The organism is Actinocatenispora thailandica, from assembly GCF_016865425.1.
GTDB lineage: Bacteria > Actinomycetota > Actinomycetes > Mycobacteriales > Micromonosporaceae > Actinocatenispora > Actinocatenispora thailandica.
The window spans coordinates 2,854,916-2,869,244 of sequence record NZ_AP023355.1; the positions used below are offsets into that span (position 1 = coordinate 2,854,916).

The following is a 14,329-nucleotide window of genomic DNA, read 5'->3' on the forward strand; positions in this document are numbered from 1 at the left end:
ACCAATGCGAAGTCGGCGGCGAAGACCGGTGCGAAGTCTGCGGCGAAGACCGGTGCGGTGAAGCCGTCCGCCGGCGCGGGCCGCACCGGCCGGGCGACGTCGGCCGCCCGGAGCCGCTGAGCGGGACTGGTCAGTCGCGCCAGAGCATCGCGGCGGCCATGTCGGCGTTGGCGTAGTGGACGAAGGTGTCCCGACGATCGTCGTCCGTGGCCTTCGCGGCGGTGCCGACGGTGATCACCAGGTACTGATCGGTGACCTGCTGCACCATGGCGCCTTCCACGTGCGGATGCAACTTCGAGCGCCGCAGCGCGAGCTGGCTGCCGGCCAGGCCCCGGCCGGCCCGCTTGGCGTGCGCGGCGGTGTCGAACATCAGCACCAGCTGCTCCATTCGGACCCGGTCGCCGGCCGTGCGGTAGTCCAGCTCGATGCCCGACCGGCAGCCCTGTGCGCTGAGCGCCCGGTCGTGCTCGACCGGTGCGCAGCTGTCGAGGTTGCGACCGCCGGTCTTGGTGGCGTCGAGCTTCACCTGGTCGAGCCGGAAGTGCCAGTCGTGGTAGTTCGACTGCCGTAGCGGCCCGTGGTCGACGTCGTGACCGGTGGCGCCCGGCTTCCTGCCGGCCCGGGTGACGAGCAGCCCGGCGATCACCAGGCCGGCCAGCACGAACAGCATGCAGGTCGCGCCGACGCCGAGCAGGACCGGCCAGCCCCGCCGCGGGGCACGGGGCGCCGGCTGCCAGCTCGGCGGCGGAGCGTCACCCTCGGCGACCCGGCCGTCGGCCCATTGGCTACGCGACGCGTACGGGTTCCAGGCCGGTGCCGCCCCGTGGTCGTCCGGCGCCGGTCGGTCCACCGCGGGGCGGTCCGGGCCGGCCCCGGGCTCGCCGGTGGGTGGGGTCGGCTGCCACGGCTCGACCGGATCCGAGGGTGCCGAGTCGCGCCCCGCCGAGTCGCGCCTCGCCAGGTCGCGCCCCGCCGGGTCGGGCCTCGACGACGGCGGCGCCGCGCCGGTCGGGTCGTACCCGGGCGGTGTCGGCCCGGCCGGTGGCACGCTCACGGCTCCTCCTCACCCGGGTCCGCTCGGCGGCCGCGATCGTCGAACGCTTCGAGTCACGACCCTAACGAGGGTCGGCAACGCGCGGGCGAGCCGCGGCGGCCGGCGTGCAGCTGTGGAGCTGTCGGTCCCGGTGGATAGGCTTGTCAGGTGCCGGATCCGTCGAGCTACCGCCCAGCACCGGGCACGATTCCCGATGCGCCCGGGGTGTACCGGTTTCGTGACCCGAGCGGCCGGGTGATCTACGTCGGGAAGGCGAAGAGCCTGCGCAACCGCCTCAACTCGTACTTCGCGGATCCGGCCGGGCTGCACCCGCGCACGTTCCAGATGGTCACCACCGCGGCCCGGGTCGACTGGACGGTGGTGTCCAGCGAGGTCGAGGCGCTCCAGCTGGAGTACAACTGGATCAAGGAGTTCGACCCGCGGTTCAACGTCAAGTACCGCGACGACAAGAGCTATCCCTACCTCGCCGTCACCCTCAACGAGGAGTACCCGCGGCTGCAGGTGATGCGCGGCGCCAAGCGCAAGGGCGTGCGCTACTTCGGGCCGTACTCGCACGCCTGGGCCATCCGGGAGACCCTCGACCTGCTGCTGCGGGTGTTCCCGGCCCGCACCTGCTCGGCCGGGGTGTTCAAGCGGTCCGGGCAGATCGGCCGACCGTGCCTGCTCGGCTACATCGGCAAGTGCTCGGCGCCGTGCGTCGGCCGGGTCAGCGCCGAGGAGCACCGCGCGATCGTCGACGACTTCTGCGACTTCATGGCCGGCCACACCGACAAGATGGACCGCCGGCTGCAGCGCGAGATGGCCGAGGCCTCCGAGCAACTGGAGTTCGAGCGGGCGGCGCGGATCCGGGACGACCTGGCCGCACTGCGGCGCGCGGTGGAGAAGCAGGCCGTGGTGCTCCCGGACGGGACGGACGCCGACGTGGTGGCGTTCGCGCAGGACCCGCTGGAGGCCGCGGTCCAGGTGTTCCACGTGCGCGGCGGGCGGGTGCGCGGCCAGCGCGGCTGGGTGGTGGAGAAGGTCGAGGACCTGACCACCGCCGACCTGGTCGAGCAGTTCTGCACCCAGGTGTACGGCGCGACCGACTCGCCGGAGTCGGCCAACATCCCGCGCGAGGTGCTGGTACCGGAGCTGCCCGCGGACGCCGAGACGCTCGCCGAGTGGCTGTCCGGGCGGCGCGGGTCGCGGGTGCGGCTGCGGGTGCCGCAGCGTGGCGACAAGCGCGCCCTGTTCGAGACCGTCGAGCGCAACGCGGCGCAGTCGCTGACCCAGCACAAGCTGCGCCGCTCCAGCGACCTGACCGCCCGCAGCAAGGCGCTGCAGGAGATCGCCGATGCGCTGGGCATGGACACCGCGCCGCTGCGGATCGAGTGCTACGACATCTCGCACATCCAGGGCACCGACGTGGTGGCGAGCATGGTGGTGTTCGAGGACGGGCTGGCCCGCAAGAGCGAGTACCGCCGCTTCGCGGTGCGCGGCAACCCGGACGGCACCGGTACCGACGACGTGTCCGCGATGGCCGAGGTGCTGCGCCGCCGGTTTTCCCGCTACCTGGAGGCGCGGGCCGAGTCCGGTGACCCGATCGGCGGCGACGACGTCGGCGACGAGGCGGCGGACGCCGCGACCGGGGATGCCACCGCGGGGCCGCTGCCGGGCATCGACCCGACGACCGGGCGGCCCCGCCGGTTCGCCTATCCGCCCCAGCTGGTGGTGGTCGACGGCGCGCAGCCGCAGGCGGACGCGGCGGCCGGGGTGCTGGCCGAGCTGGGCATCGACGACGTGGCGGTGTGCGGGCTCGCCAAGCGCCTGGAGGAGGTCTGGCTGCCGAGCACCGTCGACGAGTACCCGGTGATCCTGCCGCGCACCAGCGAGGGGCTCTACCTGCTGCAGCGGGTGCGGGACGAGGCGCACCGGTTCGCCATCACCTACCACCGGCAGCGTCGTTCGAAGCGGATGACGACCTCGGCGTTGGACGAGGTACCCGGGCTGGGTGAGGTGCGGCGCAAGGCGCTGCTGCGCCAGTTCGGTTCGGTGAAACGGTTGCGCTCGGCGCGGGTGGAGGAGATCGCGGAGGTGTCCGGCATCGGCCCGCGCACCGCCGCGCTGGTGTTCGCCGCCCTGCACCCGGACGCCGGGACCGCTGGCGGCGGTGCGGCGGCACCGACGGACGCGGCGGACCCGGGCAATGCGGTGTCCCGGGACGATCGCGCGGCTCCGGCCGGCCCGGCGCCGCGGCGGCTCGCGACGGGCGCGGGTGACACGGCCGCCGGACTGACCGGCGACACCGGCCCCGATCCGGCCACCGGCGACGTAGCCTCCGGTGTGGCAGCCGCGCCGGCGGCCGGGGGGACCGCAGCGGCCGGCGCGGAGGAGACCGGTGACCGGCGTGCCGGTCGCGAGGGGGGCGAGTGAACAACCAGCAGGCCGTCACGGCCGACCGCGCCGACGGCGCGACCGGGGACGGCGAACGGGACGGACCGCGGCATGCCGAGATGGAGCTGGTGGTCGTCACCGGCGTCTCCGGAGGCGGCCGGTCCACCGTCGCCCGCGCGCTGGAGAACGTCGGCTACTACGTCGTGGACAACCTGCCGCAGGCGCTGATGGTCACCATGGCCGAGCTGGCTTACCGCTCGGGCGGCGCGACCCGGCGCACCGCGATGGTGCTGGACGTGCGCAGTCGCGCGTTCTCCACCGACCTGGCCGGCGCGGTGCGCGCCCTGCGTGAGCGCGGGTTCCGGCCACACGTGGTGTTCGTGGACGCCGACGACGAGGTGCTGATCCGCCGGTTCGAGTCGGTCCGGCGCTCGCATCCGCTGCAGGGCGAGGGCCGGCTCGCGGACGGCATCGCGGCCGAGCGGTCGCTGCTCGCGGGGGCCCGCGCGGAGTCCGACGTGCTCATCGACACCAGCCAGCTCAACGTCAACCAGTTGCGGGCCCGGGTGGAGGAGCTGTTCGGCACGCCGGACGTGCGCACCCTGCGGATCACCGTGCTGTCGTTCGGCTTCAAGTACGGCCTGCCGCCGGACGCCGACTTCGTGGTCGACGCGCGCTTCTTGCCGAACCCGTTCTGGGTGCCGGAGCTGCGGGACCACACCGGGCTGCAACCCGACGTCAGCGCCTACGTGCTGGGCCAGCCCGGCGCCCAGACCTTCGTGTCCGGCTACGCCGAGCTGATCGGGGCGTCCGCGGCCGGCTTCGAACGGGAGGGCAAGCGCTACCTGACGGTGGCGGTGGGGTGCACCGGCGGCAAGCACCGCAGCGTGGCGATCGGGGAGGCGCTGGCCGGCCGGCTCCGGGACGCCGGCCTCGCCGCCCATGCGCAACATCGCGACCTGGGGCGCGAATGACGGCGGCGGATCGTCCCGTCCCGATGGGGGAGCGGTACCCGTCGATCGGCAACGTGGTCGCCTTCGGCGGTGGGCACGGCCTGTCCGCGACGTTGCGGGCACTGCGCCGGCTGGGTTGCGCGCCGACGGCGGTGGTGACCGTCGCCGACAACGGCGGGTCGAGTGGCCGGCTGCGTCGCTCCCGGCCGATCCTGCCGCCGGGCGATCTGCGCCAGGCGCTGGCCGCGCTGGCCGCCGACGACGACACCAGCGCGACCAATGCCCGGCTGATGCAGCACCGCTTCGCCGGTACCGACGAGCTGGCCGGTCACGCGGTGGGAAACCTGCTGCTGCTCGGGTTGTTCGAGGTGTTCGACGATCCGGTGGCGGCGCTGGACCACGCCGCGGAGCTGGTCCGGGCCACCGGCCGGGTGCTGCCGATGTCCCGCACGCCGCTGTCGATCGAGGCGAGCGTGCGCGGCGCCGACCCGACCCGCCCGAACGACACCGTCGTGGTGCGTGGGCAGCACGAGCTGGCGGTGAGCACCGGCGAGGTCCGCGAGGTACGGCTGGTGCCGGGCTCGCCCGATGCCTGCGCCGAGGCGGTGGCCGCGATCGGCGCCGCCGACTGGCTGCTGCTCGGGCCAGGCTCCTGGTACACCAGCGTGATTCCGCATCTGCTGGTGCCCGAGCTGCGGGCCGCGATCGTGGCGAGCCCGGCCCGGCGGCTGGTCACCCTCAACCTGGCCACCGAGTCGGAGACGAGCGGGCTGTCGGCCGCCGACCACCTGGCCGAGCTGACCCGTTACCTGCCGCGGCTGCGCGCGGACGTGGTCCTCGCGGACGAACGGGTGATGGGCGAGCAGGCGCCGCTACGGGTTGCGGCAGAATCACTGGGTGCCCGGTTGGTCACGGCACGGGTGGCCGCCGCCGATTCGGCGCCGCGGCACGATCCGGCGGCGCTGGCCGTGGCACTCGAGGGCATTCTCGGTTCGAACAAGCCGATCCTCGGTTCCCAGGTGGACCGAGTGGACGTGAGGTGAGCAACACGATGGCCATGACGGGGGCCGTGAAGGACGAGCTGAGCCGGGTGGATGTCACCAAGCCGTGCTGCCGCAAGGCGGAGATGGCGGCGATGCTGCGCTTCGCCGACGGCCTGCACATCATGGGCGGCCACGTGGTGGTCGAGGCGGAGCTGGACACCGGCGCCGCCGCCCGCCGGCTGCGCCGCGAGATCGCCGAGGTGTACGGCTACCCGAGTGAGATCCACGTGCTCGCCTCCGGTGGGCTGCGCAAGGCGAGCCACTACATCGTCCGGGTGGTGCGCGACGGTGAGGCGCTGGCGCGCCAGACCGGCCTGCTCGACCTGCGCGGCCGCCCGGCGCGCGGGCTGCCGCCGCACGTGGTCTCGGCGAGCGTGTGCTGCGCGGTCGCGGCCTGGCGGGGTGCCTTCCTGGCCCACGGGTCGCTCACCGAGCCGGGGCGCTCGTGCTCGCTGGAGGTCAGCTGTCCGGGGCCGGAGGCGGCGCTGGCGTTGGTGGGCGCGGCGCGCCGGATCGGGATCATGGCCAAGGCCCGGGAGGTGCGCGGCATCGACCGGGTGGTGGTCAAGGACGGTGACGCGATCGGCGCGATGCTGACGCGGCTCGGCGCCCATGCCAGCGTGCTGGCGTGGGAGGAGCGGCGGGTGCGCCGGGAGGTGCGGGCGACCGCGAACCGGTTGGCCAACTTCGACGACGCGAACCTGCGCCGGTCGGCGCGGGCCGCGGTGGCGGCGGCGGCCCGGGTCACCCGGGCGCTGGAGATCCTCGGTGCCGAGGCGCCGGATCATCTGGTGGTCGCCGGCCGGCTGCGGCTGGAGCACCGGCAGGCGTCGCTGGAGGAGCTGGGCGCGTTGGCCAACCCGCCGCTGACCAAGGATGCGATAGCGGGACGGATCCGGCGGCTGCTGGCGTTGGCGGACAAGCAGGCGCACGACCGGTCGATTCCGGACACCGAGTCGGCGGTGACCGCCGAGATGCTCGCCAGCGAGGCATGAGCAGCGTCACCGGTTCGGGGTTCGGGCCGCACGATGGTCCGGTTCGGTGTGAGCTGGCCGTGGTACCGGCCCCTCACGGCCGGCGCGGATCGCAACGATAGGGTCGGGTGTGTTCGGCGACGAGGCCGACGGCTCGCTCCCCGCCCCGGTGGTGGCGTCCGAGCGTCGCTGCCGACGGTGGCGGCGTGTCGGGGGCCCGTCGACCGGCGGCGAGGCGGCCCCACACCTGTGACAACGACGGGCCGGCTTCGGCCGGCGGACATTCTGGTGAGGAGATGGGTCGCGTGACCATCCGGGTTGGCATCAACGGCTTCGGCCGGATCGGCCGCAACTTCTTCCGTGCCGCGCTCGAACAGGGCGCCGACGTGGAGGTCGTGGGCTACAACGATCTGGGCGACACCGCCACGATTGCGCAGTTGCTCAAGTACGACTCGGTGCTGGGCCGGCTGCCCGCGGAGATCAGCCACGACGACAAGTCGATCACGGTGAACGGCAAGCGCATCGTGGCGCTGGCGGAGAAGGTCGCCCCGGCCGGCCTGCCGTGGAAGGACCTGGGCGCCGACGTGGTCGTCGAGTCCACCGGCCGGTTCACCAAGGCCGAGGACGCGCGCGGCCACCTGGACGCGGGCGCGAAGAAGGTCGTGATCTCCGCCCCGGCCAAGGGCGAGGACCTGACCGTGGTGCTGGGCGTCAACGACGACCAGTACGACGCGGCCAAGCACCACGTCATCTCGAACGCGTCGTGCACCACGAACTGCCTGGCCCCGCTGGCGAAGGTGCTGAACGACGCGTTCGGCATCGAGAGTGGTCTGATGACCACGATCCACGCCTACACGCAGGACCAGAACCTGCAGGACGGGCCGCACAAGGACCTGCGCCGGGCCCGCGCGGCGGCGATCAACGTGGTGCCGGCCACCTCGGGGGCGGCCAAGGCGATCGGTCTGGTGCTGCCGGAGCTGAACGGCAAGCTCACCGGCGCCGCGCTGCGGGTGCCGGTGCCGACCGGTTCGGCGACCGACCTGACCGTGCTGCTGCGCGAGGCGCCGTCGGTGGAGGCGGTGAACGCGGCGTACAAGGCGGCCGCCGAGTCCGGCCCGCTGTCCGGTTACCTGCGGTACAACGACGATCCGATCGTGTCCAGCGACATCGTCACCGACCCGGCGTCGTGCATCTACGACGCGCCGCTGACCCAGGTGATCGGCAACCAGGTCAAGGTCATCGGCTGGTACGACAACGAGTGGGGCTACTCCAACCGGCTGGTGGACCTGGTCAAGCTCGTCGGCGCCGACCTGTAAGGACATCATGCGAACCCTGGACGATCTGCTCGCGGAGGGCGTCTCGGGCCGGCGGGTGCTGGTGCGCGCCGACCTGAACGTCCCGCTGCGGCACACCGAGGAGTCGGTCACGGTGACCGACGACGGCCGGATCCGGGCGGTGCTGCCGACCATCCGGGCGCTGGCCGAGGCCGGTGCGCACGTGGTGGTCTGCTCGCACCTGGGCCGCCCGAAGGGCGCGCCGGAGCCGAAGTACTCGCTGGCTCCGGTCGCGGCCCGGTTCTCCGAGCTGTTGGGCGCTCCGGTGGCGTTCGCGACCGACACGGTGGGGGAGTCGGCCGACACGGTCACCGGCTCGCTGGCCGCCGGCGAGGTCGCGCTGCTGGAGAACCTGCGCTTCAACGCCGGTGAGACCAGCAAGGACGACGCCGAGCGTGCCGCGTTCGCGGCCAAGCTCGCCGGGTACGGCGAGGCGTACGTGGACGACGCGTTCGGCGCGGTGCACCGCAAGCACGCCAGCGTGTACGACGTGCCGAAGCTGCTGCCGCATTTCGCCGGCGGCCTGGTGGTGCGGGAGCTGGACACGCTGTCGGCGTTGACCAGCGACCCGAAGCGGCCGTACGTGGTGGTCCTCGGCGGCGCGAAGGTCTCCGACAAGCTCGGCGTGATCAACAACCTGCTGCCCAAGGTCGACGCGCTGCTGATCGGCGGCGGGATGTGCTTCACGCTGCTGGCCGCGCAGGGGTACGGGGTCGGCGACTCGCTGCTGGAGGCCGACCAGATCGACACCTGCAAGCAGCTGCTGGCGGAGGCGGGCGACAAGATCGTGCTGCCCACCGACGTGGTGGTGGCGGCCGAGCTGTCGGCCACCGCGGCCACCCGGGTGGTCGGGGTCGACGCGATCGACGCCGGCGACAAGGGGCTCGACATCGGCCCGCAGACGGCGCGCGCGTTCGCCGCGAGGTTGGCCGACGCGGCCACGGTGTTCTGGAACGGCCCGATGGGCGTCTTCGAGTACGAGCCGTTCGCGGCCGGCACGAAGGCGGTCGCCGAGGCGGTCGCCGGCGCGGGCTTCAGCGTGGTCGGTGGTGGCGACTCGGCCGCCGCGGTCCGGGCCCTCGACGTCGACGAGGCGAGCTTCTCGCACATCTCCACCGGCGGTGGCGCCTCGCTGGAGTACCTGGAGGGCAAGACCCTGCCCGGTGTCGCGGCGTTGGAGGCCTGAACCGATGGCGAAGAAGTCCGGTTCGGCGCCGGGGCGCCGGCCGCTGATGGCGGGCAACTGGAAGATGAACCTCAACCACCTCGAGGCCATCGCGCTGACCCAGAAGCTCGCGTTCTCGCTGAACGAGAGGCAGCTGTCGGAGGTGGAGACGGTGGTGCTGCCGCCGTTCACCGACATCCGCAGCGTGCAGACCCTGGTCGCCGGCGACAAGCTGTTGCTGGGCTACGGCGCCCAGGACCTCTCGCCGTACGACTCCGGCGCGCACACCGGGGACATCTCCGGCGCGATGCTCGCCAAGCTCGGCTGCTCGTACGTGCTGGTCGGGCATTCGGAGCGACGGGAGCAGCACGGCGAGGACGACGCGGTCGTCAACGCCAAGCTGAAGGCGGCGATCAAGCACGAGATCGCGCCGCTGCTGTGCGTCGGTGAGGGGCTGGCGGTCCGCGAGGACGGCGAGCACGTCGCGCACTGCACGGCGCAGCTGGTCGCGGCGCTGAAGGGCGTCAAGGCCGAGCAGGCCGCGTCGCTGGTGCTGGCGTACGAGCCGGTCTGGGCGATCGGCACCGGCAAGACGGCGACGCCGGAGGACGCGCAGGAGGTCATCGGCGCGCTGCGGGCGAAGCTGGCCGAGCTGTACTCCGTGGAGCTCGCCGAGCAGACCCGGATTCTCTACGGCGGCTCGGTGAAGTCGAAGAACATCGCCGGCATCATGGCCCAGTCGGACATCGACGGCGCCCTGGTGGGCGGTGCCAGCCTGGACGTCGAGGAGTTCGTGCTGATCTGCCGGTACCGGGACCTGTTCGGCTGAGGCTGGCCGGGCGAGGCGGTTCAGGGGCGGGTGCTGCGGCGCCCGCCCCTTTCGCGTACCCACCATCCGATCGCGACGCCGATCGCGAGCGCACCGACGGTGCCGGCGAGGCGCCGGCCGGCCGGGCCGCGGCGTGGCATCGCCGCCGCGGCGACACCACCGGTACTCGCCCGTGCGGCGACGCCGGGGCCGCTCGGCGTGGTGCGCGGCTGCGGGCCGTCGCGGCGAACGGTGCCGGCGGGTCCGGCGGTCACCGCCGCGCGGTAGTCGGCCTCGACCATCCGGAAGAAGCGGCGGCTGCGCCGGGAGCGGCCGATCATCCGCTCCTCGTCCTGTTCCCGCCAGCAGCGCCGGCCGACCTCACCGGCGAAGAACCTCCGCAGGCTCAGCCGCAACCGCTGCTCGTTGAACGCACCGACCTGCCAGCCGGCGTGCCAGTAGCCGATCATCAGGGTCACGTAGAGGTCGACGTCGGTGGCGAGGCCGGTGTCGCGCCGCGGCCCCCAGCAGGCGGCGAGCGCCGGGTCGTCCATCGACATCCGCAGCATCTCGCGGTGGTACTCGCGGAACGCGTACTCGCGCTCGACCCGGCTCTGCCGGCGTTGCAGGACGAGCGATCCGGCCACGCCGACCAGCGCGATCCCGGAGGCGATCGCGGCGACCCCGCCGTACGTGTCGCCGACCCAGCCCAGTCGCTGCCAGTCGGTGCCGCCGTGCAGCATCGGCCGCATCAGCAGCGGGGAGAGCACGACGAGGGCGATTGTGGCCACGCCGAGTGCGATGGCCAGCACGGTTCGCAGCACGGTGCGGGCGGTGCCGGTCGCGCCGATCGCCACGGTGCCGTCCTTTCCGGTTCTGCGCCACGTCGTACCGGTCGCGCGAGGCGTGCCCTGCCCGGTGGTTGCGGGCCGGCCGAGGCTATCTTCTCAATGTGCGAGGTGTACGCGTATGGCTACGTAGGGTGCAGATAGCGAGGGTCGTTGCCGCCGGGACGGCGCTGCTGACCGTCGTCGCCGGCTGTTCCGGCCCGGCCGGCCACGCCGAACCACCCGGCGGGTTGCGCCGCGGCGGCACCGTCTACCTGCTCGCCGAGTCCAACGGTTTCGCGCACCTGGACCCGCAGCGCACCTTCACCACGGCGGCGCTCAACGTCAGCCGGCTGATCTACCGCACGCTGACCGCGTTTCGTACCAACCCGAACGGCACCGGCGTGACCCTGCACCCGGACCTCGCCACCGACCTGGGCCGGGCGTCCGACGGCAACCGCACCTGGCGATTCACCCTGCGTACCGGCGTCCGCTGGGCCGACGGCGAGCCGGTCACCTGCGCGGCGGTCAAGTACGGTGTGCAGCGCAGCTTCGCGCCGGCCGCGGCCGGCGGCCCGAGCTACCCGCGGCAGCTGCTCGCCGACACCGCCGGCTACCACGGACCGGCGCCGGGCGACGCCTCCTCGCCGGGCCTGTCGTCGGTGCGCTGCGACGGACGGACGATCACGTTCCGGCTGCGGCGGCCGTGCGGCGACTTCGGTGACGTGGTGGCGCTGCCGGTGTTCGCGCCGGTGCGCCCGGACCTGGATGCCCGCGGCGGCTACGACCTCCGGCCGGCCTCCGACGGCCCGTACCGGATCGCCCGGCGCACCGACCGCGAGCTGGTGCTGACCCGCAACCGGTACTGGCGGGCGGCGAGCGATCCGATCCGGCCGGCGTACCCGGACCGGTTCGTGGTGCGGTTCGGTGCCGACCCGGGCTGGTCCACCGACGCGCTGGTCACCGACCGTGGCGCCGCACGGGCCTCCATCCAGCTCGACTACAACGTGCCGGCGAACTTCGTCCAGCAGGTCATCAACGATCCGGAGCAGAATGCCCGCACCGTGTCCGGGCCGACCGGCGCGATCCGCTACCTCGCCGTGAACACCCGGCGGGTGACCGATCTGCGCTGCCGGCGGGCGATCGGGAACGTGCTGGACAAGCAGTCGTACCGGATGGCGGTCGGCGGGTTCGTGGCCGGCGACTACGCGAGCACCATGCTGCCGCCGGACATCGCGCCGACCGTCGACCATCGCGCGGTGGCCGACCCGGCCGGTGACCTGTCCGCGGCGGTGTCGCAGATCGGTCGTACCGGCCGGTGCCCGGACCAGCTGACCCTCGATTACCAGGACGTGTCGAGCTTCCGGTGGGCGGCGCAGACGATCGTCGACTCGCTGCAGCGCATCGGCGTCCAGGTGCACACCAACCCGATCCCGAAGTCCCGGTTCTACGACGTGGTCGGCGATCCACGGGCCGAGCACGACCTGGTCCTGGCGGCGTGGGTGCCCGACTGGCCGAACGGATCCTCGTACCTGCCGACCCTGTTCGACGGCCGGCTGTTGCGGCAGAACGCGACCGGCGGCAACTACAACCTGTCCCAGCTGGCCGATCCCGCCGTGGACGGCATGATCGACGTCGCCGAGGCGGCGACCAGCCGCCACCGGCAGGACGTCGACTGGGCGGCCGTGGACGCCGCGGTGCGGGCCCGCGGCGCCGTGGTGCCGATCCTCTACGAGCGGGGCCTCGCCATGTACGGCGGCGCCATCGGCGGTGCCGTGATGCAGCCGGTGTACGGCGAGCCGGACGTGCTCGGCCTGGGCCTGCGCCGAACGTGACCGGCGGGTACCGTCGAGCCCGCCGGTCGGCTGATCTTCGGTACGGGTCTGCCCGTGGTCGTACGTCGATGGCCGGTTATGCTGGGACACCGGTCACGGTGTGCGGCGTCTTGCCCTCGCGAGCGAGACCCCCACGGCGTGTCGACCCGGCGCCGACCGGACCGCCCGATGCACCCGAGAGGATTCGCCCCGCATGAACTGGTTGGTGTACGTCCTGACCGGCCTGCTGTTCGCCACCAGCGGCGTGATGGTGCTGCTGATCCTGCTGCACCGCGGCAAGGGTGGCGGGCTGTCCAGCATGTTCGGGGGCGGTGTGTCGTCGAGCCTGTCCGGTTCGTCGGTCGCGGAGAAGAACCTGGACCGGTTCACCGTCATCTGCGGCGTGCTGTGGTTCGCCTGCATTGTCGGCCTCGGATTGTTGCTGAAAGTGCTCCAAGCTAAGTCGTAATGTGAAAATCGCCCTCGGGCAGGTGCCTGAACAGGGGATTCGTCATAAACTCAGCGCGCGGCCCGCAACTGCGGCCGCGCGCTGAGTCCGTCCCGGCCCGTCGCGACGGACTCGCGCGGTGTCTTGCGTTCTGCACCCCCAGCGCGAAGACAGGAGCGAGGAACCGTGGCCACTGGCAACAGCGCCATTCGCGGAACACGAGTCGGCGCCGGCCCGGCTCGCTGGGCCGACCATGCCGAGCCGGCCCCCGGCAGCACGTCAGCTACTGGTGTGCGAACGGACATGAGGCCCGGCCGCTGTTCTCGGCGGGTGCTGCGGCGCCCGACAGCTGGGACTGCCCGCGGTGCGGCCTGCCGGCCGGCCGCGACCGGGACAACCCGCCCGAGCGACCGCGCACCGAGCCGTACAAGACCCACCTCGCGTACGTGAAGGAGCGTCGCAGCGACAGCGACGGTGAGGCGATCCTCGCCGAGGCGCTCGCGCGCCTGCGCAACGAGCGCGGCTAGCTGACACGCGTCGGCCGGCACCCCGGGCGGGGCGCCGGCCGACGCCGCGTGGTCGCCGAGAGCTGGTGCGACATGCGGCCTAGGCCGGCCTGCCGGCACCCGCGCGGCGAAACCGCGACTACCGAAGCGGGGAGCGGAACCGGGCCGGTACGCCCGCGGCGGCGGCCTGGTCGAGCAGCCACACGGTGTCCTGGGTGCCGCGCACCCCGCCGGCCGGCAGCTGCACCGGTCCCGGCCCGGCCAGCGCCAGCTCGACCGCCCGGGCCTTGCCGGCGCCGGAAGCCACCAGCCACACCTCCTCGGCGGAGTCGATCACCGGGGAGTCAGGCTCAGCCGGGTCGGCGGCGGCTTCGGCGCGTTGTACACCGGGATCACCGTCGCCTCGCCGTACGAGTCCGGGTGCGCCGCCGGGTGCTCCGGGAACAACGACGCCACGTGCCCGTCCTCGCCGACACCGAGCATCAGCACGTCGAGGTACGGGATGGTCTGGTGACCGGGGCCGGACGCCGAGGCGAGGGCCCGCGCGTACCGCTCCGCGGCGGCCTGGGCGTCGTCGCCGTCCGGGCCGTCGCTCGCCGGCATCGGGTGCACCCGCGCCGGGTCCAGCGGTACCGCCGACAGCAGCGCGTCGCGCGCCTGGGTCTCGTTGCGCTGCGGGTCGCCGGCCGGCAGGAACCGCTCGTCGCCCCACCACACGTCGACCCGGGACCAGTCGACCGCGTCCCGGGCGCGGGAGGCGGCCACCGCCCGGTGCACCGCATCCGCGATCCGCCCGCCGGTCAGCACCACGCTGGCCACCCCGCGGGCCGCCTGCGCGTCGATCAGCCGGGTGGTCAGCCGGGCCGCGACCGCTTCCGCCAGCAACTCGGCGTCGGCATGCACGATCACCCTTGAACTCACCGATGTCTCCGTTCCTGTCGCTGGATGTCGCCGCCCGGTGCGGCGTCGTCCCGACAGGTCCCGGTCCGGCGCCGCGCGAGGACCCGGGGCGCGTGCCGGCGCACCCCGG

General features: G+C 73.2%; 12 protein-coding genes and 1 pseudogene. 10 read left to right on the plus strand and 3 right to left on the minus strand.

Translation table 11 applies throughout. The features are described 5' to 3' along the window. Window positions 1-130: 130 nt before the first annotated feature. Window positions 131-1,054 (minus strand): hypothetical protein, encoded by a 924-nt coding sequence (locus Athai_RS12675; RefSeq protein WP_203961679.1) that lies wholly within the window; start codon window positions 1,052-1,054, stop codon window positions 131-133. A 147-nt stretch (window positions 1,055-1,201) separates the two neighbouring features. Here Athai_RS12675 and uvrC point away from each other — a divergent pair, with 147 nt between their 5' ends. The 7 genes from uvrC (at window position 1,202) to tpiA (ending at window position 9,725) form a co-directional block, all read left to right on the plus strand. Next, window positions 1,202-3,466 carry an excinuclease ABC subunit UvrC gene (uvrC, locus tag Athai_RS12680; protein ID WP_203961680.1) on the plus strand — a complete coding sequence of 755 codons (2,265 nt, stop codon included), beginning with the start codon at window positions 1,202-1,204 and terminating at the stop codon, window positions 3,464-3,466. Window positions 3,467-3,546: 80 nt separating this feature from the next. Then, window positions 3,547-4,401 (plus strand): RNase adapter RapZ, encoded by an 855-nt coding sequence (gene rapZ / locus Athai_RS12685; RefSeq protein ID WP_203965599.1) that lies wholly within the window; start codon window positions 3,547-3,549, stop codon window positions 4,399-4,401. 23 nt (window positions 4,402-4,424) lie between these two features. After that, entirely contained in the window at window positions 4,425-5,423 is a 999-nt protein-coding gene (locus Athai_RS12690) for a gluconeogenesis factor YvcK family protein (RefSeq protein ID WP_239156895.1), read from the plus strand. Between the two features lie 8 nt (window positions 5,424-5,431). Next, window positions 5,432-6,418: a DNA-binding protein WhiA gene (gene whiA / locus Athai_RS12695; RefSeq protein WP_030447543.1), complete on the plus strand. Its 987-nt coding sequence runs from the start codon at window positions 5,432-5,434 to the stop codon at window positions 6,416-6,418. Between the two features lie 284 nt (window positions 6,419-6,702). Beyond that, on the plus strand, window positions 6,703-7,713 hold the full coding sequence (gene gap, locus Athai_RS12700; protein WP_203961682.1) for a type I glyceraldehyde-3-phosphate dehydrogenase: 1,011 nt from the start codon (window positions 6,703-6,705) through the stop codon (window positions 7,711-7,713). 7 nt (window positions 7,714-7,720) lie between these two features. Beyond that, complete coding sequence (locus Athai_RS12705) at window positions 7,721-8,917, plus strand: phosphoglycerate kinase (RefSeq protein ID WP_203961683.1); 1,197 nt, start codon at window positions 7,721-7,723, stop codon at window positions 8,915-8,917. A gap of 4 nt (window positions 8,918-8,921) precedes the next feature. Then, window positions 8,922-9,725, plus strand: a complete 804-nt coding sequence (gene tpiA / locus Athai_RS12710) for a triose-phosphate isomerase (protein ID WP_203961684.1) — start codon at window positions 8,922-8,924, stop codon at window positions 9,723-9,725. Window positions 9,726-9,745: 20 nt separating this feature from the next. On the opposite strand, the gene Athai_RS12715 is transcribed toward tpiA, so the two are convergent. Further along, complete coding sequence (locus Athai_RS12715) at window positions 9,746-10,561, minus strand: DUF6082 family protein (RefSeq protein ID WP_203961685.1); 816 nt, start codon at window positions 10,559-10,561, stop codon at window positions 9,746-9,748. Between the two features lie 125 nt (window positions 10,562-10,686). Between Athai_RS12715 and Athai_RS12720 the strand changes: the two genes are divergently transcribed. The 3 genes from Athai_RS12720 to Athai_RS35475 all read left to right on the plus strand — a co-directional run bounded on the left by Athai_RS12720 (window position 10,687) and on the right by Athai_RS35475 (window position 13,320). Then, entirely contained in the window at window positions 10,687-12,366 is a 1,680-nt protein-coding gene (locus Athai_RS12720; protein WP_203961686.1) for an ABC transporter substrate-binding protein, read from the plus strand. 193 nt (window positions 12,367-12,559) lie between these two features. Then, window positions 12,560-12,814, plus strand: a complete 255-nt coding sequence (gene secG / locus Athai_RS12725) for a preprotein translocase subunit SecG (protein ID WP_203961687.1) — start codon at window positions 12,560-12,562, stop codon at window positions 12,812-12,814. Between the two features lie 296 nt (window positions 12,815-13,110). Further along, a complete protein-coding gene (locus tag Athai_RS35475) occupies window positions 13,111-13,320 on the plus strand; it encodes an RNA polymerase-binding protein RbpA (RefSeq protein WP_275422643.1) in 210 nt (69 codons plus the stop codon). 118 nt (window positions 13,321-13,438) lie between these two features. On the opposite strand, the pseudogene pgl reads toward Athai_RS35475, so the two are convergent. Further along, window positions 13,439-14,220, minus strand: a pseudogene (pgl, locus tag Athai_RS12735) (6-phosphogluconolactonase). Window positions 14,221-14,329 lie beyond the last annotated feature (109 nt).